Below are 20859 nucleotides of genomic sequence, written 5' to 3'. Positions count from 1 at the left end.
ATGGCCTTCTACAGCTTCGGCGGCTGGAAGTCCTCGCTGTTCGGCGACACCCACGTGCACGGCACCGAGGGCGTGCACTTCTACACCCGCGGCAAAGTCGTCACCTCCCGCTGGCTCGACCCCTCGCACGGCGGCGTCAACCTGGGATTCCCCACCAACCGCTGACCTGTACCGCCTGGAATGTGGCCGGGTTGGCGTTGATCTGCGCCGTACGCACTCGGTTGGTGGCGGCCTCGATGGCGTGTGCGACTTTCGGTGGCCCCCTGCGGCCCACGAGCACGGCGTCGGTTTCGGGCAGCGTGTTCACCGGACGAACTTCTCGATGGCCGCCGGGGTGACCGGGGTGAAGAAGTTGACCAGGTTGCCATCGGGGTCGCGGAACAGTAGCGCGCGATTGCCCCACGGCATCGTCGTGGGTTCGTTGACGAAGTCCTTCACGAAGCCGGTCAGGTTCTGATGCACGCTGTCGACGTCGTCGACCAGGAACTCCAGGATGACGCTGCGGTTGTCGGCCGGGCGCGCCGAGCCGGGGGCGAACAAGGGGACGGTCCGCGTACCGCCGATGGCGAGAGTGGCCGAGGCGGTCCTGATCTCCGCGAAGTCCTCGTTGGCCCAGCTCGCCGGCACCCCGATGACCCGCTCGTAAAAGCCGACGAGGCGGGCGACATCGCCAGTGATGATGCGGATCGAGACGAACTCCATGACGTTCTCCCTGGTCAGGTGGGCATTCGTCAGGGACACTATCCTCAATACTGGACAGAACCCGCCCGGTATTCGCAGGAGGCTCGGCCCATGTCTCGGCCCATCGCTCGCGTGCTCACCCTGCTGGAGCTCCTGCAGGCGGGAGGCACCCGGACGGTGGCCGAACTCGCCGACCGGCTGGGCGTCGACGAGCGCACGGTGCGCAGGTACGTCGACCACCTCATCGACCTCGACGTCCCCGTCGAGTCCGTGCGCGGTCGCTACGGCGGTTACCGGCTCTCCCCCGGCTACCGCATGCCTCCCCTCATGCTGAACGACGACGAAGCCCTCGCCGTACTGCTCGGCCTGGTCGCAGGCCGGCGAGCCGGCCTGATGACGGCCACGGGTACGGCGAGCGAGACGGCGGCGGCCAAGATCCGGCGGGTGCTGCCCGAGCGGCTTGGCCGCAGGCTCGACGCCGTACTCGAGGCCGTCGCCTTCACCACCCCGCCCCGCGAACCAGCCCCACCGGACAGCACCGTCCTGCTCGCGATCGCCGACGCGGTGCGTCATCACCGACCGCTCTCGATCCGGTACACCGCCGCCGACGGGCGGCGCAGCGAGCGCACGCTGCACCCGTACGGGCTCGTCGCCCATTCGGGCAGGTGGTACGTGACCGGAGTGGATCCCGCGATCAGCGAGGATCGCACGTTCCGGCTGGACCGCATCGCCGACGCCAGACCTCTGCCCGGAGCCTTCGACCCGCCCGCCGGACTCGACCCGGCCGAGCGAGTCCTCACCGGTCTCGCCACCGCTCCCTACCGCTACGAGGTGACTCTGCGAGTCCAGGCGACAGCCGAGCAGATCCGCACCCGGCTGCCGGCCGGCGTCGCGATCGTGGCAGAGCCGGACGCCGAGCACTGGTCACGCGTTGAGCTGCGGGTGGAACGGCTCGACTGGCTGCCGGCCGTACTCGCGTCACTGGATCGGCCCTTCGTCATCGAGCGACCCGACGAGCTCAGCGACCTCGTCGTGGAGTTCGCCGACCGGCTCGTCCGTTCGGCCCGCGCCGGCGCAGCGGCCCTATCACAGCGGCCCGGAGAGCGGGCCGGCGAACGGGAGGTTCCCTTCTGCCTCCGACTGCTGGGGATGCAGGTCAGGGCGAAGTGAGGACGGCAGGAGCCATGGCCTCGGCCGTCCGGCAGGACAGCCAGGACCGACCCGTGCGTCCCGCGCCGCGGTCAGCACCGTAGGGTCGCTCGGTTTCGCCTTTATGCCGCGTAGCGTGACGGATGCCTCGGGTGGGGAGCCTGCTCGCAGATGCCCAGCCATGACGCTGGCCGGGACACTGTGGGAGAAGGAGCCGCTCATGCGCCCGGCGCATCACGCCCTCTCCGCCGCCGCCATCCTCGTCGTCCCGTCGACCGCGGGCCCCGCTGCGGCGGCGCGGCCGGGTGCGACACCCGCTCCCGGCAGCGATGGTCGCTCCAGCACCATCCCAACCCGATGTCGCCAACGGACGCGGCCGCTTCCTGACCCCGAGCAGCTTGCTCTGCCGGATCTCGTCCCCTGTTCAGCCAGGCCACCGGCCGAGCACTGGTCCGGGGGGTAGCTCGCTGGCGGGCGTCGCCAGACGGACTGGATCCCGCAACCGCGTCACCTTGCGCAGAGCCCACCAGGACGGGCTAGGACAGGTCAGCCCATCAGCAGGGAAACAAGCCGCGGCAGCACTGGACGCGGGCTTCCGCGAGATCGGTCCGCCCTCGGGGCTGCAACACAGCTCACCTGTGAGCCCGACGGGCGGAGCCCGCGTCGAGGGCTGAGCGCCCCGCGAGGTGCACGCAGAGAGGGCCGTTAGACTACACCGATGATCGTGAGCGTTCCCCTGGCCGTCCGCTCATGGCCGGTCTGGTGGAGAGCCCGGCAGGCCTGGGTCAAGGACGGCGCGCTCGCGGCGGCGCTCACGGCGCTGGCCTTCGTACCGACGCTGTCCGTCATCGGCGTGCAGCTCGGCGACCTGCCGGCGCGCCCGGCCGACGCCTTGGCGGCGGTGCTGACCGTGGCGCAGTCGGCACCGCTGGTGTTTCGCAGCCGCCACCCGGCGGCCTGCCTCGCCGTCATCGGTGCCGCCTTCGCCGTGCATCAGGCGCTCGGCTATCCGCAGACGTTCGCCGGCATCGGCTTCTACGTGGCCCTGTTCACGGTCGGAGCCCAGCAGAGCCGGCATCGCCGTACGCTCGCGGTGGCGGTGAGCGCCGGCTACGCCGCGCTGGCAATCGTCCTGAGCCGGCTGGGATCCCCCAACCGGATCACCGACTTCCTCGCCTTCTCTCTGGTTCTGGTGGTGATCTGGCTGGCCGGTGCGGCGATGCGCCGACGGCGGGCCGAGGAGGCCGAACGGCGGCGGCTCACCGCGCTGGCGGCCGGCGCCGACGAACGGGCCCGCATCGCCCGCGAGCTGCACGACGTGGTCACCCATCACGTGACCGCCATGGTCGTGCAGGCCGACGCGGCACAGTTCCTGGTCGGCACCGCGCCGGAACGCGCGGGCCAGGGGCTGTCCGCCATAGGCGACACCGGCCGGCAGGCGCTGACGGAACTCCGGCACCTGCTCGGTGTGCTGGAGGCGACCGGCGACGCCGCGCTCACGAACCATCCGCCGACCCTCGGCAGGGTTGCCGGCCTGGTCGAACAGGCCCGCATGTCCGGCCAGCCCGTCGAATTGACCGAGTACGGCGAGCAGCTCCCCCGAGCCGTCGACGTCGAGCTGGCGGCCTACCGGGTGGTTCAGGAAGCCCTCACGAACGCCGTCAAACACGCGCCGGGCCGGCCCACCAGGGTCACGGTCCACCACCGCGCCGGCCACATCGACATCGAGGTGACCACCGAAGGGTCCGCTCGCGCGGAAGGCCCCGCCGTACCGTCCGGAGGGCGGGGGCTGGACGGGCTGCGCCGGCGCCTGCACCTGCTGGACGGCGAGCTGACCGCCGGTGCGCGGCCCGGGGGCGGGTTCACCGTCCGGGCCCTCATCCCGTCGAGGAGCGCTGCGTGACCAGTACGCCGATCCGGGTGCTCATCTGCGAGGACCACGAGCTGGTGCGCACCGGCTACATCACGATCTTCTCGGCCCAGCCCGACATGGAGGTCGTCGGGGAGGCCGCGGACGGCCGCGCGGCGATCGAGGCCGCCCGGCGGCTGCTGCCGGACGTCGTCGTGATGGACATCCGGATGCCCGTCCTGGACGGCATCGAGGCCACCAGGCTACTGGCCGGGCCCGACGTAGCCGATCCGGTGAAGGTGCTGGTGGTGACCACGTTCAACGTGGACAAGCACGCCTACGAAGCGCTCAAGGCCGGCGCCAGCGGGTTCCTGCTCAAGGACGCTCGGCCGAAAGAACTGGTGGACGGTGTGCGCACCATCGCGCGCGGTGATTCCCTGCTGGCGCCCGCGGTCACCCGCGCCCTCATCGGCCGCTTCGCCGAGCGCCTGCGTCCCACCGACTCCTCCCGTACGGCACTGCAGCAGGTCGTGCGGGCGCTGACTCAGCGGGAGCTGGAGGTGCTCGAACAACTCGCTGAGGGCCTGTCCAACGCGGAGATCGCCGGACGGTTGTCCATCAGCGCCGAGACCGTCAAGACGTACGTGTCGCGGATCCTGACGAAACTGGACCTGCGGGACCGGGTACAGGCGGTCGTTCTCGCCTATCGGGTGGGATTGGTGTCCGCCGATCAGAGTTGACGCGGCGCCGGCTTCCGCGGCCGGCATCCGGTCAGGCGGAGACTTCGGCGCGGTGCGGGCGTGGCCGAATCCGACCGGTGCGGGCGGCCCGCCGCAGCAGGAGGAGGGTGGGCACCAGGCAGACCAGCAGGGCGAAAAGGCTGGCCTCGGGGCCGAAGGTGCCGCCAGTCAGCGCGGTCGGGCCGGACAGCGTGACGTTCAGCAGGCCCTCGGGCGGGACGTCCGATCCGGAGATCGTGACCCCGAAGATCCCCGCTTGGGTGAAGTTCCAGGCGAAGTGCAGGCCGATGGGCAGCCAGAGCGAGCGGGTGGCGACGTAGGCGGCGGCCAGCATGGCTCCGCCCGTCAAGGCGATCGTGAACGCGCCCCACAGGGTGGCGTTGGCGTTGACCAGGTGCAGCGCCCCGAACAGCAGCATGGAGACGACCAGGGCGATCACGGTGCCGGTACGTTCCTCCATGATGCGGAACACCACTCCGCGGAACAGCAGTTCCTCGGTGACGGCGACGCTCGCCATCATGCCCGCGGTGCTGAGGAAGCCGCCGAAGGAGCCCCACGACACCCCCTGCCAGCCGCCGAACACCGCGATGAGCGCCATCAACCCGGCGAACAGGCCGAAGCCGAGCAGTGTCCCGCGCCGCAGATGGGACCATCGGCCCGTCTTCCCGAGCTCGGAAACGTCCGGGCGGAGCTCGACGGTCCGGCACAACCAGCGGTAGCAGGCCACCGCGGCTACGGCCAGGCCGACGCCCACCGGCAGCGCGAGAGCAGGGACGGGCGAGACGAGCTGGTTGATCCCGCCCGTCATCGACATCACACCGAACAACGCGACCAGCAGGACAGGGAACCGGAACCTGCGCAACCGGCCGCGTCCCGTAGCGGGGCCGGCTTCCGTGGGGGTACTTTCCGAGTGCTCCGTGGACGCCACGATCGCGATCCTTTCGATCAGGTTTCCGCGGTGTCTTCCGCGGCTCAAGAGACGTTAGGGATCGGAGCCGGGCGTGCCATCCCCGTCAAACGGACATCGTGGTAGCTCTCACGGGGGATCAGGAACCGTCCCCGCTTCGAGCTGCACTACGGCGTGCTCGCCGTACCCACGAGGCAGTTCTTCGCGGCTTGCGTGAAGTGGGCGACGAGCGGGTTGCGGTCGCCGGCACGGGTGACGACGACCACCTGACAGGGTTCGATCCCGTCGATGGGGATGGTGGCGAGGTCGTCGCGGAGCGTGCCGCGCCGGTCTCCGGCGGGCACGACGGCGACGGCCAGTCCGGCGGCGACCGCGGTCGGCGCCCTAGGGTCGCGCGGTTTCGCCTTGCTACGGCGTGGCGTGACGAATGCCTCGGGCGGGGAGCCCGCTTCTCTCACGGAGAGCGGGCTTGTTGCATCTTTGGCGTGCGGGCCCTCCCTACGGGCCCTCACTGCGTGCTCGGTCCAGGTGTATCGCGATCGACTTCTCGTCCGTCATCGAGGGGGCCGGCTCGGCAGTCGGTTCCTTCACGGCGGTGTCTCCACGGTGGTCTCGGGCCTTGGACGGGTCTCCTTGATCATCAGATCCGCCGTTGTGATTTCAGTCGACTCGAGGGCACCGGCGACATTGCTGTGCCGGCGTGCGTCGGACATCACGGCTCCAGGTGGGTGAGGTTGAGTCGGGCCAGCCGGTCGGGATCGGACAGGATGTCGATCGCGGCGATCTTGCCGACGGAGATGGTGAAGCTCATGACGGAGAACAGCCGGCCCTCGACAGTGTTGACCAGGCCGGCCAGGCCGTTGACCAGCGCCGGGTGGGTGGTGGCGCTGGTGGCCATGCGCTGGAAGGTGGCAAGCTGTCCGGCCACGGCCGTGGCGCCGCGGATGACCCGCATGCCGCCGGTGAGCACCCCGCCGTCGGCGCGCAGCACCACCTCGGGGTCGAGGATGGCCAGCAGCGCGTCGAAGTCGCCGCCGCGTGCGGCGGCCAGGAACGCGTCCACCACCTGCCGCTGACCGGTCAGATCAGGGTCGGGGTTCGGGGTCGCGCCGCGGACTCGCTGGCGCGCCCGGCTGGCGAGCTTCTTGGCCGCCACGGGAGTGCGGTCCACTATGGGCGCGATCTGCTCGAACGGCAGACCGAACATGTCATGGAGCACGAACGCCAGCCGTTCGGCCGGGGTCAGCGACTCCAGCACGACCAGCAGCGCCAGGCCCACCGAGTCGGCCAGCAGCACCTCCTGCTCCGGGTCGGCGGCATCGGCACGGCTGATCACCGGATCGGGCAGGCGGTCTTCCAGCGACTCCTCGCGGCGGGCTTTGCGGCTCCGCAGCATGTCCAGACACACCCGGCCCACCACGGTGGTCAGCCAGCCACCGAGGTTGTCGATGTCACCCGAGTCAGAACGCGCCAGGCGCAGCCACGCCTCCTGGACCGCGTCCTCGGCCTCGCTCAGTGAGCCGAGCATGCGGTAGGCGACCGCCTTCAGGTGGGGACGGTGCCCCTGGAACTGGTCGGCCAGGAAGTCATGGGGCGTCACAATTTCATTCCTCTCATGTCGGCCATATCAAAACGCTGACGCATCACAGCACTCAAAGGTGACCGCGCGATCGCAACCGGACGGCTTCGAGCAGGCGCCGCAGGAGTGCGCCGCAGCGGAGAGCAGGACGGGCAGGAGGCGCAGCCGGCCGCCCGGGTACCGGATGGTGAGCCTGTTCGCGACCTTGTGGACCAACGGCCCGAAGGTCGTGTCCCCTCCGTCCCAGGTGAGCTCGAAGCCGCACGCGGCTTGTGGCCCGTCGGGCGCCGAGCCAGGCCGAGCCGTCAGGCGAAGAACTGGGCCAGTGACTGCGACACCAGTTCGGGGTCTTCCTCGCACAGCCAGTGCAGTGCCTTCTCCACCGTGACGATGCCACGCACGTCCGTGGCGAGGTGGGGCAGGGTGCCCTCGAACCAGGGGCGGGTGTCCGGGGCGACCAGGCCGAGCACGGGCGCGGTCACCCGGGCATAGGTCTTCATGTCTTGGATGTCCTGGTGGCAGGCCTGGTACCAGCCGTTGCCCGCCCGGATGGCCTCGGGCCTGTCGTAGGCACGGGCGTAGATGGCCCGGTCGCGGTCGGTCACCGAGGCCTGGTCGACGAGCCCGATGCCGTAGTGCCAGTCGATCAGGAAGCGCGACCGGCCCGCGAGCAGCTGTTCCGGCAGGCCCTGAACCTGGTTGAACGCCCACCACCACATGTGCGTGTCGCCGCCCGGCCGTTGCAGCATCGGGATCTGGTAGAGGCTCTCGTCGGGATGCAGCACGTCCAGCAGGGCGAGCTTGCGCGTCGCCTCGGGGTGATTGGCCGCGAAGCTGAAGGCGACCATCGCCCCGATGTCGTGCCCGGCGATGTTGACACTGTCGTGGCCGAGCCTGCGCACCAGCTCGTAGACGTCGCGCGCCATCGTCTTCTTGTCGAAGCCGCCCGCCGGTTTGCCGGACGCTCCCATGCCGCGGATGTCGACGGCGATCACGCGAAAGCGGCGGGCGAGCGCCGGCATGACCTTGTGGTAGCTCCACCAAGTGGCCGGCCAGCCGGGCAGCAGGACGAGCGGTTCCCCCTTGCCACCGGTCACGTAGTGCAGCCGGGTGCCGTTGACGTGGGCGTGTTCGCTGCGGAAACGTCCGGGCAGCGACGCGGCCAGTTCGGCGTCGCCGGGAGGTGTCGGCCAGGAGGCGGCCGAGGCAGGGCCCGCGTTCGCCGCCAGGCTTCCCGCCGCGGCGAGGGCGGTACCGAGCGAGATCATCTTGCGACGATTCAAGGTCATTTCAGTGCTCCGTGCATAGGTGTTCAAGGTCGGGTGCGCGTACGGCCGGGCCGCGCTCATCGATCTCGATCGTGGTCATTTGATGCCGGTCAGAGTGGTCAGGTCGACGGCGTCGGCCATGGCCTGCTAGCCGGCCGGGCTCGGGTGCAGGCGGTCGCCGTCTTGGCGAGAGCGGGCCCCGGTCGGCCGCAGCGGGGTGGTGCCGTAGGCGTTGGACAGCCGGATGCGCAGGTGCGTGCCGGACACCGCGGTTCTGATCACCTGGCGGACGGAGTGTCCGTCGAAGCCCGGTTGCGACCCGTTGGGGAACCAGGGGGTGGCGGTGGGCCGTCGCCCACGCGCCGCCCCAGCCGCCTAGTCGATGAGGAGGTTCCGGCGGGGCGGCCACTTCGGAGTGGCACGAGGGGGTAGCGCTCAGGGTGAGGCTCGCAGGCCGGTCCTCACCCTGAGCGAGGCCTTCGGGAGGGGTCAGTTCCGCCACTGTTCGGCCGGGGACACGCCGGGCAACGGCTTGCCGATGAGGGCCAGGGGAAGGAAGAAGCAGACCTGGCCGATGGCCATGATGAGGGTGGCCAGGGCCTTGTCGTCGTACTGCTGGCAGGCCCGGGCATAGAGGTCGTCGGGGACGCGCTCGCCGGACGGGTTCGGGGTCAGGACTGCTTCGACGAGCTCGAGCGCGACACGTTCGGCGTCGGTGAAGTACGGAGCGTCGCGCCAGGAGGACACGGCGGTGACGGCCTGCTCGCTCGCACCGGTGCTGCGCAGGTTGCCGGTGTGCAGGACGGTCAGATAGGTGCTGCCGGCGAGCTGGCCGGCCCGCAGCTGGACCAGGCTGATCGTGGACTGTGGGATCGAGCCGTTTCCCGCCGCCCGGTACAGGGCGCCACCGACGTCCTTGAGCTCGGGGATGAGCACGGCGGGGTTGGGCAGGCGCGACTGACGTTCGGTGCTGGTCATGATGATGGTTCCTTTCCTCGGTGTGTTTCGCTGCGGTGACGGACGGCGGGGCACGAAGGTGACCGGTGGTCTCAATGAGGCAGGGCGTGCACGGCCGGGGCGTCCTGGTCGGCGGGGCGAGGGCGCAGGAGGACGACGGCGGCGAGGACGGCGGCCAGGTAGAAGCCACCCGCGCCGAGCATGCCGGTGGTGTAGCCGCTGGTGAGCGCGTCGGGCAAGGGCGTTCCGGCCGGCTGGCCGGTGGTGGCGGCCACCGCGACGCCGGCCAGGACGGCCAGGCCGATGGCGCCGCCGATCTGCTGGCTGGTATTGACCAGGCCGGAGGCGATGCCCGAGGCACGCGGCGCGACGCCCTGCACGCCGCCGATGGTGGCGGCCACGAAGCCGATGCCCAGGCCGACGCCGCCGGCGAGCTGGGCGGGCAGCAGCACGAGCAGCGGGTTCTGGTCCGGCGTGAGCAGGCTGAACCAGCCCATCGCGGCGGCGGCCACCGCCATCCCGATCACCAGCACGGTCCGGGTGGTGGCACGCGCCTGCAGCCGGGGCCCGATGAGACCGGAACCGATGCCGATGCCGATGGCGAACGGTAGGTACGCCAGCCCGGTGACCATGGGCGAGTACTGCTTGATCGTCTGCATGTAGAGGGTGAGGAAGTAGAAGGTGGCTAGCTGCCCGGCGCCCATGAGCAGCATGATCAGATTGGCGCCGAGCCTGCCCCGGTCGGCCAGCACGGCCGGCGGCAGCATCGGGCTGCGCGCGGTGCGCTGGATGACCACGAACACGGCGAGCAGTGCCACGGCCGCCGCGCCGAAGACCAGGGTGAGGCCGTCACCGTGGGAGCCGGCCCGGTTGATCGCGTAGACCAGCGAGCCGAGGGCGAGGGTCACGGTGGCCGCGCCGGGCAGGTCGAGGCCACCGCGCTCGCGGCTGCCGGGCACCAGGGCGAAGGTGCCGGCCAGGACCAGCAGTGCGATGGGGACGTTGACGAACATGATCCACCGCCAGCCCAGGTACTCCGTCAGCGCGCCGCCCAGCAGCAGGCCGGCGACCGAGCCGAGGCCGCCCATGGCGCCGTACACGCCGAGCGCCTTGTTGCGCTGCGGCCCGGCAGGGAAGGTGTCGGCGAGCAGGGACAACGCGGCCGGGGCGACGATCGCCGCTCCCGCGCCCTGCAGCACGCGGGCGACCACCAGTGTGGTCCCGTCGCCAGCCACGCCTCCCAGCAGAGAGGCGGCCAGGAAGGCGACCAGTCCGACGCGGAACATCCTGCGCCGGCCGAACAGGTCACCGGCGCGCCCGCCGGCCAGCAGCAAGCCGCCGAAGGCCAGCGCGTAGGAGGTCAAGACCCAGTCCAGGTCGGCCTCGGGGATGCCGAGCCCGGTTCCGATGACGGGCAGGCCCACGGTCACGATGGTGCCGTCCATCACCATCAGCAGCTGGGCGGCGGCGATCACCAGCAGCGCCAGGCCGCTGCGTTCTGGACGGGGAGCGTCGATCGAGGTCATGTGAACGTCCTTCAGGAAGCGGCGACGGCGGCGTGCACGGCGGCGGCGAGGCGGTCATGTTCGGGGTAGGACCAGGCGAAGCCGTAGCGGCGGCGTGTGTAGCCGAAGGCGATACCTCCACGCGGGTCGGCAAAGCTTTCGGCGCCGGCCGAGCCGTCGTGGCCGAAGGCGTTGGCGCTGAGGAACGGGTAGCGCAGGCCCTTGGCCTGGAAGCCGAGCGCGTAGTTGCCCTGCTCGCCGCGGACCAGGTCGGCGCCGACGGAGTGCAACTGGGCGAACTCGCCGACGGTGTCGGGCGTGAGCAGCGGCAGCTGTCCGTCCATCCCCCAGACCGCTGCCGCGTACAGACCGGCCAGGCCGCGGGCGCTGCCCACGCCGCCGGCCGAGGCCGGGCCGTTCGCGCGGACGGCGCGGGTGTTGGCGAAGGCGACCTGGTCCAGCGGCGGCGTGCTGTTAAGCCCGTAGCCGATGCCGAGGATGCTCTGCGGACCGGGCAGGTTCGACCAGAACGCGGCCTCCTGCTCCGGCGTGGCCGTCCACCACTCGATCGGCCGGAACCGGCCCTCCTCGCTCTCGGGCAGCCCCAGGTAGAGGTCCAGGCCGTACGGGGCCCGCACGCGCTGCTCGTAGACCTGCTGGAGCGACTGGCCTGTCGCGCGCCGGATCACTTCGTTAACCACGGCGAACGTGACGAACCCGCCGTAACCGTAGGCCGACCCGGGCCGCCAGTACGGACGCTGCCCAGCCAGGCGGCGCGCGATCACCGCGTCGTCGGCGAGCTCGGCCGCAGTCAGGCCGCCGTCCACACCGATGACTCCGGAGCGGTGGCTGAGCACATCGCGCAACGTGATCGCGTCCTTGCCCGCAGCGGCGAACTCCGGCCAGTGCCGGGCCACGGGCTCGTCCAGGCTGAGGACCCCCTCTTGCACCAGCAGCGCCGTCACCAGCGTCGCGGCGCCCTTGGTGGCCGAGTAGACGCAGGTCAACGTGTCACCGGCCACGTCCGTGCCGGCCCACAGGTCCACCACCCGCCGCCCGTGCGCGTAGGCGGCCAGTTGGGCGCCCACCTGGCCGCGCTGCGCGGCCACCACTGCGGCGAACTCCTCGCGCACCCGCTCGAACCCGTCGGCGACCGTCCCGTGGACGTGCGTGTCACTCATCGTCAAACCTTTCGTGTGTTCGTCCCCGGCGGCATGACGGATGGCGCCAAGGAAAGGTGACCGGGGTTTCGCTGCCCAGGAGGCGTGGCTGCGGCCGGCCCGTTCGGACTCGGGCCAGATCGCGCCATCGTGGGCCGCGCTCCTGCCGGCCCGCGGCCCTGGGCGGGGTCCTGGCCTGTGTGCCCGCCTCAACTCGGCCGGCATGAGCTACCAGAGAAGAAGGCCCTCGTGCTGGACAAAGGTGGCGGTGGGGCCGTCGGGGCCCAGCAGCGCCATGGTGACGATCGGCGCGGCGCCCTCCTCCGGGCTCTTGATCCCCGTGTTGTGATTGATGTCGGTCTTGACCCATCCCGGGTCAACGGCGTTGACCTTGATCGGTGTGTTCCACAGCTCCTTGGCGTACGACACGGTGATCATGTTCAGGGCGGCCTTGGAGGAGGTGTAGGCCAGGTTGAGCATCGGCCACAGCGGATGGCCCCGGTCCAGGGCGCGGTCGAGTGAACCACGCTCGCTGGAGACGTTCACGATCCGTCCCGCCGGTGAGAGGCGCAGCAGCGGCAGCATCGCGTTGGTGACGGCGATGACACCGAACACGTTGGTTTCGTAGACCCGCCTGGCGTCCTCGGCCGTGGTGTCGCTGGGCGGACCGTCGGGGACGGTGATCCCGGCGTTGTTGATCAGAATGTCGAGCCGGCCGTACTCCCGCTCGATCCGGGCGGCCGCCGCCCGGACGCTGTCGGTCTCGGTGAGGTCGATCCGCACGTACGGCAGGCCGAGCGGCCCGGCGGCCTCCTTGCCCTGTACGGCGTCGCGGGCGCCGATGATCGCGGTGACGCCGTTTTCGGCGAGCAGTTTGGCGGCGGCGTGACCGATGCCTCTATTGGCGCCTGTGATCAGCGCGATGGTGGTCATGGTGTCGTACTCCAACGGTCGGGGCCGGTACGGGCCGTGTCGGCGGTGGTCAGCCGGCTGTGGAGATGGGCGAAATGCGCCCACTGGGGTGGGGTGATGGTCCCCAGGAGCAGCGGGAGCGCCGCGTGCTCCTCGTGCACCAGGTGCCCGGTCAGGCCTGTGACCAGGGAGTCGGCCAGGTCGCCGAGCGCGCCTGGCCCGGTGCTGGCATGGGCGCGGGTGTGGGTGGCCACCCGCTCGTCGATCGCACCGATGAGCTGGTGGATCGCCGCATGCTCGGCCCCGATCGCCACCAGCAGGCCCAGGCTGTCCGGTCGCTGGGCCAAGGCGTGGTGCAGCGGCGGTGGTTCCGGTCGCTTCGTACGGCGAGGCGGGCCAGGTGCGTCAGTTCGCCGCGCAGCCTGTCGTGGGCGGTGAACATCGCCGCCATGCCCGGCGCGCTGATCCCGGTCACGTCCAGGTGGCGCCGGCGGGCTCCTTGATGGCGGTGTTGAGCCGGTTAAATAGGTTCGTCACGCCGATGAGCAGGAGCAGCGCGGAGATCTGCCTCTCGCCGTAGTGGCCGGCGACCAGGCCCCACAGTTCGTCGTCCACCGCCTCGCCGGAACGGTCCACCAGCCGGGTGACCGCTTCGGTCAGCTCCAGCGCGGCCCGCTCGGCTTCGCTGAAGAACGGCGCCTCCCGCCAGGCGGCCACCGCGGCGATCCGCTCGACGCTCTCCCCCGCCTTGACCAGGACCTGGGTGTGGGCGTGGACACAGGCGCCGCAGGCATTGATCTCGCAGCGAAGCCGAAAGCGGCCTCATCGCGCCCTCGCCCACATCGTCCGCGAACTGGGACCCCGCACCAGTAGCGACAGCGTCACCTGAGGCGGGCCCTGCCTGGACACAGCACGGGCACGACCGTCCAGCCCATAAGAGCCCCGGGCCCTTCCACGCCCGCGGCGAGGCATGCCGCGCTCCGAGGGTGTCGCCGAGCTTCCTGCCGTACCACCCCCTCGGCATCACCGCATGCGCTCTCTCGCGGCCACGCCCCCGACCCGCAAGCGTCAAGCGTCGCGGGACATGTCCCGCCTTTCGGACACCTGCTCCATGCCTGCCGACCGGCGGGTGGCGACGGCACCGACATTGGAGCTCTCGCAGTACACGACCATGCGGGACGAACCCAGCTCCCGGAGCGCGCTGGCCGCGGCGATCGTGACCGCCCGGCCGTACCCCTGGCCCCGGTGTGCCCGATGCACCCCCCAGAGGCTCGATCAGCCCTATCCTGCCCTCACCCGCCGACCACACGATCACTACCGCCACCGCCTCGCCCTGGTGGTCGCGTACGGTCAGGCACCGTGCATCTGCGTAGGGGGCGCCCGCCGCCGTCGCGTGTCAGTGCGCGCCGCTGAACGTCGACCTGTCGAACGACGCCCGCAGGACCGCGGCCCACTCCTCTGCCTGTTCCGGCCCGGTCACCTCGACGTGGACGCCAGGATCCGGCACGGGCTCCGCTAGGTCGCGCCGAAGCAACGTCCACGACTCGCCGCTCTGCCAGCCTTCCTTGACCAGCAGGTCCTGGACCAGCGCTTCCATCGCCGACTCGACGGGCGTGGGCCACGGCCTAACTCTCTCTGCCCGCTCGTCTCGCTCACGCGAAGCGTGAGGTGTGCGCGAGACGGTGTTCGTCATGGGCGGACACGGACCGTGCTTCCGACCTCGACCCGGCGGAAGAGCCGGTCGGCGACATGCATCGGCAACCGGACACACAGGTGCGAGGCCGGCCATCGGGGCAGGTCTTCAAGGCACGCAGGGCGATGCCGTGGTTGAAGTACATGGTCTTGTACATCGACCGGAGCGGGCCAGGCTACGTGGAGATGCTCTCGCGGGTCGGATGCCTGAAGTGCTTGGACATGGTCGAAGGTGGAGCAGAGCGCAGGCCGCCCGGTCATCGTCTGCCGAGGGTCCGGCCCGGTCGCGCCGTTGTTCTCGGCGGCGGCTTCCTCGCTACGCGCTCGGGGCGGGAGGTCCGCAGACGATCCGCCTGACCGTCGTTCGTCCTCTGATGGCGCTCGATGCAAAGGCCGTGGGTCACGATCCGGCGAGCCCGGGCCGGGATGTAGCTCGCCGGCCGTACACCTCGCAGGCCGCACACAGCACCGGTTCGCCGCTGTGATCCATTAGCGAGTGGGGCGGCATCGCAGGTCTCCTGGCTGGAAATGAGATGCAGCAGCCCGCGACCGTGCCCCCAGCCGCCCCGGCACAGGTCGCGGATCTGCTGCGGCACTCCGAGCGCCCTCAGTGCGCATCTGCGGAACCATCGCAGAGTAGGCGATCAGACACCGAGGGCGGTTTCGCGCCCTGTTTCACGCACGTACACGCCGTGTCCCATCCCCGCTGTCTGCACCTCCTGGCCCGCACGGCTCCCGGCTCTGACATTCGCCCCTACGGGATCGCGATCCAGCCGCCGGCCTGCTCACGCGGATCCGCAGGTGGCCGCATCACCTCACCGTCGGTCGTGTCCAGCGGGCTGTCGTCGGTTCCATCAGGGCTCAGAGCAGTTCGCAGCGAGTTCATGGCCACAGGTGTTCCCCCGGAACCGTTCAGTCGGGGCTGGGCGTCGACGGGTTCACGGCGGCGTCGTTGGTGAATCCGTCACCTGCTGCCTTCTCCTGAACAGGAATGCACGAGCTGACGACCTGGCCCCGACGGCGGCCAGCCCGCCTAGCGCCAGGCACCCTGTGTCGTTCCCTGAGGTACTCGTCCTCGACGCGGCATCTGGTCGCTCGGCCTAGCGCGCGGGAGATGTCCGGAAAATGTCCGGTTGGCGCCCTGGGGAGCGTGGCTGGCCGTTGGCAGGATTCGGGCCGTACGGACCTGCCGGTCTGCGGCTTCGGAGGAGACAGAACCGTGCGCGAGCGGCACGGACCGCGCGGTGTCCTTGATCACCATCGGGCGATCCGATGACCTCGAGTGGAGGACTGTCCATGACGTCCATGTCACGACGTTCGATCCTGCTCGCGACAGCCGCGTCCCTCCTAGCCCTGACCGTCTCGCCGGCCGAGGCCGGGACGGGCTCGGTCCAGCTAGTCAGGCTGTACGAGCTGGCCACCCCGATCGGCGGATACTTCTACACCACCAGCGAGACGGAGCTGGACGCGGCGATCCGCGAGCACGGATTCGGCCCGGCGGGCGTGCAGGCCGCACGGTACGTCTCCCGTACGCAGTTCGCCGGCAGCACGGCGCTCCACCGGCTTCGCGCCGCCGGCCGGGCCTCGTACCTTCTCGCGCTGCCGCAGGAGGCGGCCGCGCTGCGGGACGGCGGCGCCTTCATCGACGAAGGAGTCCTCGGCTTCGTCGACGCGGACGGCAAGGTCGACCAGAACCCGCTCCCTACGGGTGAACGGCTCGCCACGGTGTGGCGGATCAGCCAGTCGGGGGCGTGGCGTGCGGTGAACGCGCGCCTGATGAATCACTACACCACCGACGCGACGCCCCGGTGGAACCTCGACGGCGTGCTCACGCACGCGTGGGCCGTCGACGGCGCATAGCACCTGGGCGGGTCCCGCCTGACCCGATCGATCTCATCAACCGAGCACGGAGGAAGAAGGCCCATGGGCATCCGACGCATTCTCACCATCGCGGCGACCGCGGTCCTGCTGGCGGCCGGGCTGTCCGGCACGGCGACCGCGGCGGCGCGGTTCGTACCGGTCGCCGGCGCGGACGTGCCGCCGCCGCCACCACCCCTGACGAAGGACGGCGTCCAGGCGCAGGGCTCCTGGATCGGCCCCTACACCTACCGGAACCTCAACAGCGGGAAATGCCTGGACGTCCGGGGCGCCTCCAAGGACAGCGGCGCGCAGGCGGTGCAGTACCGGTGCATCGCCGGCCGGACCTCGCAGATGTGGTACCTGTGGCACACCGAGGGCGACGGCTCCATCGACTTCCACCTGATCGGCAACGGCAACAGCGGGAAGTGCCTGGAACCCATCCCGACCATGACGCGCGGCGCCCCGCTCCTGCAGTACACCTGCTACCTCGGCCTGTCCAACCAGGTTTGGTACAACACCAGCACCCACCTCAACCAGCAGACGAACGACGCCTCGCACTACTGCATGGAGGTCCAGGGCGGCTCGCTGGCCGACCTCACCAAGATCGTTCAGTGGGACTGCCACCGTCGGGCCCATCAGACCTGGCTGTCGTACAAGGCCTGACCCTTCGCCCGAGGAGTGACCATGCGTGCCCGAGCAGCCCTCACCGCCGTTCTGTCCGTCTCGGCCTTGTTATCCGCGCCGATTCCCGCGCGGGCGACGCCGACCCCGCCGCCTGGCCAGGAGCTCACGGTCCCGGCCACCCAGGCCGCCGCGCCGGAGAGCGTCGCGCCCGCCGAACGGGCGGGGCTGCTGGGCGGGGACTGGGAGAAGTCGTCCGATCGGGCGGTGACCACCGCGGGCGACGCCACCGGTTTCCACGTGCTGGTGGCGGACGCCAAGGACGGTTACCGGTGGCGGACGGCGGCATCCCTGTCGGAGCCGGGCTTCGACACCGACCTGTGGATCGGCAACGTCTGCGTGACGGCGTCCGGCGAGCGAGCCGTGGTGGTGTACGCGCCGCGCACGTTCCCCAACAAGGCCGAGCTGGCCGACCGCGGCGGGTTCACCGCGATCGTGGACCTCGACGGCGGCCGGGTGCGCAAGCTGAAGGTGCAGACCAGCCTGGCCTACTTCAACCCCGGCTGCGGCCCGTCGGAGTCGGCGGTGCTCACCCAGGGCGGCGGGGAGGACCTGGCGGCGACCCGGCTGCTGGAACTGGACACCGTGAAGGGGAAGGTGAAGCCGCCGATCGAGGTGCCGGGACAGCTTACGTCGGCCGTGCCCGCCAAGGACGGCATCGTGGCGGCCGACTCCGGCGCGCTGGTGCGGGTACGGCCCGACGGCACGCGGACTCTGCTGGCCCGGGCGAGGGGCGTGCCGTACCGGCTGGCTCCAGACGCCGATGGCGGCGTGGTGTATGCCCAGGTGGAGGACAAGGCAACCGCCTCTGTGCGCCGCGTGGACCTCGCCGGGGGGAACGCCGTGACCCTATTGGCCACCGGCGCTGTCACGGGCCTGAGCGTACGCTCCGCTCGCGGGGGCCGGGTGTACGTGACGGGCGCCAAGTCCACGCAGGCCCGCGCGGCGGCGCCGAGCGTGGCGCTCGCCGGCGTGCCGGACGACGTGGACGTGTCGCTGTCGGGTGGCGTCGCCGTGACCTCCGTGCTCCGCGAGCGCACCAAGGACCCGCGGGTGGCGCCCGCCGATCCGGACGCGGCGCAGCGGGTGAACATCACCGCCACGTCGCTGGCCACGAACAAGCCGTTCACGCTCTCGGTGACGCCGGTGGCGGGCGCGGGCGGCGGGGCGGAGCCGAGCCCCGCGCTCGGCAGGGCCGCGCCCGCCGCGGCCGGCGACCCGCACTCCCCCGCCGACGGCGACCCGCGGTACTGCTCGGTGGCGCGCAACGACCCGCGTAACCAGACCATGCAGCCCAAGCCGCGCCAGGTGGAGTGGGCCGTCGACCAGGCCGTGTACGGCCGGCTCACCGTGCCGCGGCCGGCGAACTGGAAGAACCTGGGCATGCCCGCCTACACGCCGCAGGGCCTGTTCCCGCCCAGGACGCTCGACGGCGGCGGTCGCGTGCCCGCGCAGGTCCTGCTGGGCGTGGCCACCCAGGAGTCGAACACCTGGCAGGCGGCCCGCTTCGCCATCCCTGGGGTGACCGCGAATCCCTTGATCGGCAACTATTTCGGCGTCGACTACTACAACGACGACGAAGGCGACGACTGGACGATCAACTGGGCGGACGCCGACTGCGGGTACGGCATCATGCAGGTCACCGACGGCATGCGACTGGCCGGCAAGGAGCGGCCGGGAGAGACAGCGCTGCCTCTCGACCAGCAGCGGGCGATCGCGCTGGACTTCGCGGCCAACATCGCCAAGGGCATGCAGATGTTGCAGGACAAGTGGAACGAAACCCGCCGCGCCGGACTGAGACTCAACAACGGCAGCGCCGACCGGATCGAGAACTGGTTCTTCGCCGCCTGGGCGTACAACTCCGGCTTCCACCCCAACCTCGGCAACGGGAAGCCCTGGGGGGTGGGCTGGCTCAACAACCCGATCAACCCGCGCTATCCCGCCGACCGCACCCCCTTCATGGAGGAGTCGTACGCGGACGCCGCCCACCCTCAGGACTGGCCGTACCCGGAGAAGGTGATGGGCTTCGCCGGCCATCCGATCGAGCTCATCGAAACCCCAGGCAAGCTCGTCCACAACTTCGTGCCCGCCTGGTGGCTGACGGCGTCGGACCGCTACCTCGTCCAGCCGCCCACCACGCTGTTCTGCGACGCGAGCAACGACTGCGTCCCCGGCGCCTCTTACCCGCCCAACGCCCCTGAGGTGATCGGCGAGCCCGCCGGCCCGTGCGGTCACAAGAACAGCGCCGGCCAGTACGACCTGCAGTGCTGGTACCACTCCCCGGCCACGTGGAAGGCCGACTGCCAGAACGACTGCGGCCGCGAGTTCATCCGCTTCGACCCCGGCTACGCCTACCAGGAGGACGGCGCCAACTACCCGCCGAACTGCGGCCTGGCCGGCCTGCCGTCCGGCGCGCTCATCGTCGACAACGTGGCCAAGGCGGTTCCCTCCGTCAGACCCGGCTGTTCCCCGGCCTACACCGAGGCTGGCTCGTTCCGGCTCACCTTCCGGCCGGACGCCGCCGGCACCTATCCGGGCAAGATCGACGTGCACCAGATAGGCAGCGGTTTCGCCGGCCAGTTCTGGATGAGCAACACCATCCCCGGCACTGACTCCGCCCGCAGCGCCGTCGGCACCTGGACGCTGAACCAGAGCGCCGGGTGGGCCAGGGTGTTCGTCCACCTCCCGGTCGTCGGGGCCCGCACGCAGCAGGCCCGCTACGAGATCGACGTGGACGGCAGCCGTACCTACAACAAGCGCCGCTACCTGCCGCAGCGGCTCGGCCGCAACGGCTGGGTGTCCCTGGGGGTGTACAACTTCAACGGCACCGTGCCCAGCGTCCGCCTCAGCAACGTCACCCAGGACGGCAAGGGCACCGTACGGGTGGGCTGGGACGCGATCGCCGTCCAGAAGCTCAACGCCAAGCCGAGGCACATCGTCGCCGCCCTCGGTGACTCCTACAGCTCCGGCGAAGGCGCCGGAAACTACTTCGCCGAGTCCGACGCCGACCACGGCACGCCCGACTGGAACGCCTGCAGGCGCAGCAACGGCGCCTACCCGCGCAAGGTGGTCCTGCCGGGCGACACCGAGAACCTGGGCACGCTGGTCGACCGCTTCGACCCCAACCACGAGCTGGGGTTCGTGGCCTGCTCCGGCGCGCAGACGTGGAATGTGACCGGGGACCTGGTCCCCGAGTCGTGGCAGCACCCGGACAGGTACAAGCGCGGCGAGGGCCAGTTCCACGAGATCGGGCAGATGAGGTCCGGCGTGCTCGACGAGAACACCACCCTGGTCACCCTCACCCTCGGCGGCAACGACGAGGGGGCCTTCACCAACGCGCTCAGCAACTGCATCATCCCGCTCGTGGAGTGCACCGGTGACTCGTTCCTGCCCACGTACAAGGCGATCATCGACAGGACGGCCGCCAAGGTGAAGGAGGTCATCCGGGACATTCACGCCCCGGACAAGGCGCCGAACGCGAAGATCGTCCTGCTGGGCTATCCGAAGCTGATCGCCGCGGACGGCTGCAGCGTCGCCGGCACCGCCCTGATCACCGATGGGGAGGCCGCCGCGCTCTCCGAACTCGCCCGGTACATGGAAGGGAAACAGGCGGAACTGGCCACCCAGCTTCAGACCGACGAAGGGATCGAGGTCTACGCGGCCAGCCCGATCGGCTACTTCGGCGGCCACGAGGCCTGCGCGGACGTCGCCTGGATCAACCCCATCATGATCACCCCGAACGGCGAAGGTGACTTTCACCCCGGGGACGCCCCGGCGAGCTGCATCTTCAATCCGCTCGACGTCTCCGACCCGGTGTGTCTGAGCCGGGAGTCTTTCCACCCGAACGACAGCGGGACGTCGGCCTATGCCGACACGCTGGCCCGGATACTGGCCTTGACCGGCTGACCGAGGCAGGGTT

Annotated in this window: 20 protein-coding genes and 1 pseudogene; 7 read left to right on the top strand and 14 right to left on the bottom strand. The window is 70.5% G+C overall.

Annotation, left to right across the window (positions count from 1 at the left end; genetic code table 11):
• Positions 1-165, top strand: a pseudogene (locus AB0I67_RS41015) (methylmalonate-semialdehyde dehydrogenase (CoA acylating)); the annotation flags it as partial.
• A 138-nt stretch (positions 166-303) separates the two neighbouring features.
• On the opposite strand, the gene AB0I67_RS41010 reads toward AB0I67_RS41015, so the two are convergent.
• Positions 304-741: a VOC family protein gene (locus AB0I67_RS41010; RefSeq protein WP_357935984.1), complete on the bottom strand. Its 438-nt coding sequence runs from the start codon at positions 739-741 to the stop codon at positions 304-306.
• A 51-nt stretch (positions 742-792) separates the two neighbouring features.
• Here AB0I67_RS41010 and AB0I67_RS41005 point away from each other — a divergent pair, with 51 nt between their 5' ends.
• The 3 genes from AB0I67_RS41005 to AB0I67_RS40995 all read left to right on the top strand — a co-directional run bounded on the left by AB0I67_RS41005 (position 793) and on the right by AB0I67_RS40995 (position 4419).
• Positions 793-1851 (top strand): YafY family protein, encoded by a 1059-nt coding sequence (locus AB0I67_RS41005; RefSeq protein WP_357935981.1) that lies wholly within the window; start codon positions 793-795, stop codon positions 1849-1851.
• Positions 1852-2548: 697 nt separating this feature from the next.
• A complete protein-coding gene (locus AB0I67_RS41000) occupies positions 2549-3733 on the top strand; it encodes a histidine kinase (RefSeq protein WP_357935978.1) in 1185 nt (394 codons plus the stop codon).
• Entirely contained in the window at positions 3730-4419 is a 690-nt protein-coding gene (locus tag AB0I67_RS40995) for a response regulator transcription factor (protein WP_357935975.1), read from the top strand. Before AB0I67_RS41000 ends, AB0I67_RS40995 begins: the two co-directional genes overlap by 4 nt.
• Positions 4420-4450: 31 nt before the next feature.
• Here AB0I67_RS40995 and AB0I67_RS40990 read toward each other — a convergent pair whose 3' ends face one another.
• From AB0I67_RS40990 to AB0I67_RS40930, 13 genes are all read right to left on the bottom strand, one after another.
• The gene (locus AB0I67_RS40990; protein WP_357935972.1) at positions 4451-5281 is read right to left on the bottom strand and encodes a CPBP family intramembrane glutamic endopeptidase; all 831 of its coding nucleotides are present in this window, start codon (positions 5279-5281) and stop codon (positions 4451-4453) included.
• 212 nt (positions 5282-5493) lie between these two features.
• The gene (locus AB0I67_RS40985; protein ID WP_357935969.1) at positions 5494-5784 is read right to left on the bottom strand and encodes a hypothetical protein; all 291 of its coding nucleotides are present in this window, start codon (positions 5782-5784) and stop codon (positions 5494-5496) included.
• Positions 5785-6038: 254 nt separating this feature from the next.
• A complete protein-coding gene (gene sigJ, locus AB0I67_RS40980; protein WP_357935966.1) occupies positions 6039-6926 on the bottom strand; it encodes an RNA polymerase sigma factor SigJ in 888 nt (295 codons plus the stop codon).
• Between the two features lie 284 nt (positions 6927-7210).
• Complete coding sequence (locus tag AB0I67_RS40975) at positions 7211-8173, bottom strand: alpha/beta hydrolase (RefSeq protein WP_357935964.1); 963 nt, start codon at positions 8171-8173, stop codon at positions 7211-7213.
• Positions 8174-8320: 147 nt separating this feature from the next.
• Positions 8321-8455 carry a hypothetical protein gene (locus AB0I67_RS40970; protein WP_357935961.1) on the bottom strand — a complete coding sequence of 45 codons (135 nt, stop codon included), beginning with the start codon at positions 8453-8455 and terminating at the stop codon, positions 8321-8323.
• A 207-nt stretch (positions 8456-8662) separates the two neighbouring features.
• Positions 8663-9151, bottom strand: coding sequence for a carboxymuconolactone decarboxylase family protein (locus AB0I67_RS40965; protein ID WP_357935958.1), 489 nt, complete (start codon positions 9149-9151; stop codon positions 8663-8665).
• Between the two features lie 71 nt (positions 9152-9222).
• A complete protein-coding gene (locus AB0I67_RS40960; protein ID WP_357935957.1) occupies positions 9223-10656 on the bottom strand; it encodes an MFS transporter in 1434 nt (477 codons plus the stop codon).
• 11 nt (positions 10657-10667) lie between these two features.
• Positions 10668-11816 carry a serine hydrolase domain-containing protein gene (locus AB0I67_RS40955; RefSeq protein ID WP_357935954.1) on the bottom strand — a complete coding sequence of 383 codons (1149 nt, stop codon included), beginning with the start codon at positions 11814-11816 and terminating at the stop codon, positions 10668-10670.
• A gap of 207 nt (positions 11817-12023) precedes the next feature.
• A complete protein-coding gene (locus AB0I67_RS40950) occupies positions 12024-12728 on the bottom strand; it encodes an SDR family oxidoreductase (protein ID WP_357935952.1) in 705 nt (234 codons plus the stop codon).
• Positions 12725-13054 (bottom strand): hypothetical protein, encoded by a 330-nt coding sequence (locus tag AB0I67_RS40945; protein ID WP_357935949.1) that lies wholly within the window; start codon positions 13052-13054, stop codon positions 12725-12727. The genes AB0I67_RS40950 and AB0I67_RS40945 overlap by 4 nt, the downstream gene beginning before the upstream one ends.
• A gap of 124 nt (positions 13055-13178) precedes the next feature.
• Positions 13179-13505, bottom strand: coding sequence for a carboxymuconolactone decarboxylase family protein (locus tag AB0I67_RS40940; protein ID WP_357935990.1), 327 nt, complete (start codon positions 13503-13505; stop codon positions 13179-13181).
• A gap of 270 nt (positions 13506-13775) precedes the next feature.
• Positions 13776-13967: a GNAT family N-acetyltransferase gene (locus AB0I67_RS40935; protein ID WP_357935946.1), complete on the bottom strand. Its 192-nt coding sequence runs from the start codon at positions 13965-13967 to the stop codon at positions 13776-13778.
• A gap of 136 nt (positions 13968-14103) precedes the next feature.
• Positions 14104-14304, bottom strand: a complete 201-nt coding sequence (locus tag AB0I67_RS40930) for a hypothetical protein (RefSeq protein WP_357935944.1) — start codon at positions 14302-14304, stop codon at positions 14104-14106.
• A gap of 1400 nt (positions 14305-15704) precedes the next feature.
• On the opposite strand from AB0I67_RS40930, the gene AB0I67_RS40925 reads away from it, so the two are divergent.
• The 3 genes from AB0I67_RS40925 to AB0I67_RS40915 all read left to right on the top strand — a co-directional run bounded on the left by AB0I67_RS40925 (position 15705) and on the right by AB0I67_RS40915 (position 20846).
• Positions 15705-16259, top strand: a complete 555-nt coding sequence (locus AB0I67_RS40925; protein ID WP_357935942.1) for a hypothetical protein — start codon at positions 15705-15707, stop codon at positions 16257-16259.
• Between the two features lie 63 nt (positions 16260-16322).
• Positions 16323-16922 carry an RICIN domain-containing protein gene (locus tag AB0I67_RS40920; protein WP_357935939.1) on the top strand — a complete coding sequence of 200 codons (600 nt, stop codon included), beginning with the start codon at positions 16323-16325 and terminating at the stop codon, positions 16920-16922.
• A gap of 21 nt (positions 16923-16943) precedes the next feature.
• On the top strand, positions 16944-20846 hold the full coding sequence (locus tag AB0I67_RS40915; RefSeq protein WP_357935936.1) for a hypothetical protein: 3903 nt from the start codon (positions 16944-16946) through the stop codon (positions 20844-20846).
• Positions 20847-20859: the final 13 nt, after the last annotated feature.

Origin of the sequence: Nonomuraea sp. NPDC050310 (assembly GCF_040655795.1) — a bacterium.
Lineage (GTDB): Bacteria > Actinomycetota > Actinomycetes > Streptosporangiales > Streptosporangiaceae > Nonomuraea.
This window is presented reverse-complemented; position numbering and strand designations above follow the sequence as displayed.

Coding starts and splice junctions, on each gene's coding strand:
- AB0I67_RS41005 (WP_357935981.1), top strand. CDS start 793: ATGTCTCGGCCCATCGCTCGCGTGCTCACCCTGCTGGAGCTCCTGCAG.
- AB0I67_RS41000 (WP_357935978.1), top strand. CDS start 2,549: ATGATCGTGAGCGTTCCCCTGGCCGTCCGCTCATGGCCGGTCTGGTGG.
- AB0I67_RS40975 (WP_357935964.1), bottom strand. CDS start 8,173: ATGATCTCGCTCGGTACCGCCCTCGCCGCGGCGGGAAGCCTGGCGGCG.
- AB0I67_RS40965 (WP_357935958.1), bottom strand. CDS start 9,151: ATGACCAGCACCGAACGTCAGTCGCGCCTGCCCAACCCCGCCGTGCTC.
- AB0I67_RS40960 (WP_357935957.1), bottom strand. CDS start 10,656: ATGACCTCGATCGACGCTCCCCGTCCAGAACGCAGCGGCCTGGCGCTG.
- AB0I67_RS40955 (WP_357935954.1), bottom strand. CDS start 11,816: ATGAGTGACACGCACGTCCACGGGACGGTCGCCGACGGGTTCGAGCGG.
- AB0I67_RS40950 (WP_357935952.1), bottom strand. CDS start 12,728: ATGACCACCATCGCGCTGATCACAGGCGCCAATAGAGGCATCGGTCAC.
- AB0I67_RS40930 (WP_357935944.1), bottom strand. CDS start 14,304: ATGGAAGCGCTGGTCCAGGACCTGCTGGTCAAGGAAGGCTGGCAGAGC.
- AB0I67_RS40925 (WP_357935942.1), top strand. CDS start 15,705: ATGTCACGACGTTCGATCCTGCTCGCGACAGCCGCGTCCCTCCTAGCC.
- AB0I67_RS40920 (WP_357935939.1), top strand. CDS start 16,323: ATGGGCATCCGACGCATTCTCACCATCGCGGCGACCGCGGTCCTGCTG.
- AB0I67_RS40915 (WP_357935936.1), top strand. CDS start 16,944: ATGCGTGCCCGAGCAGCCCTCACCGCCGTTCTGTCCGTCTCGGCCTTG.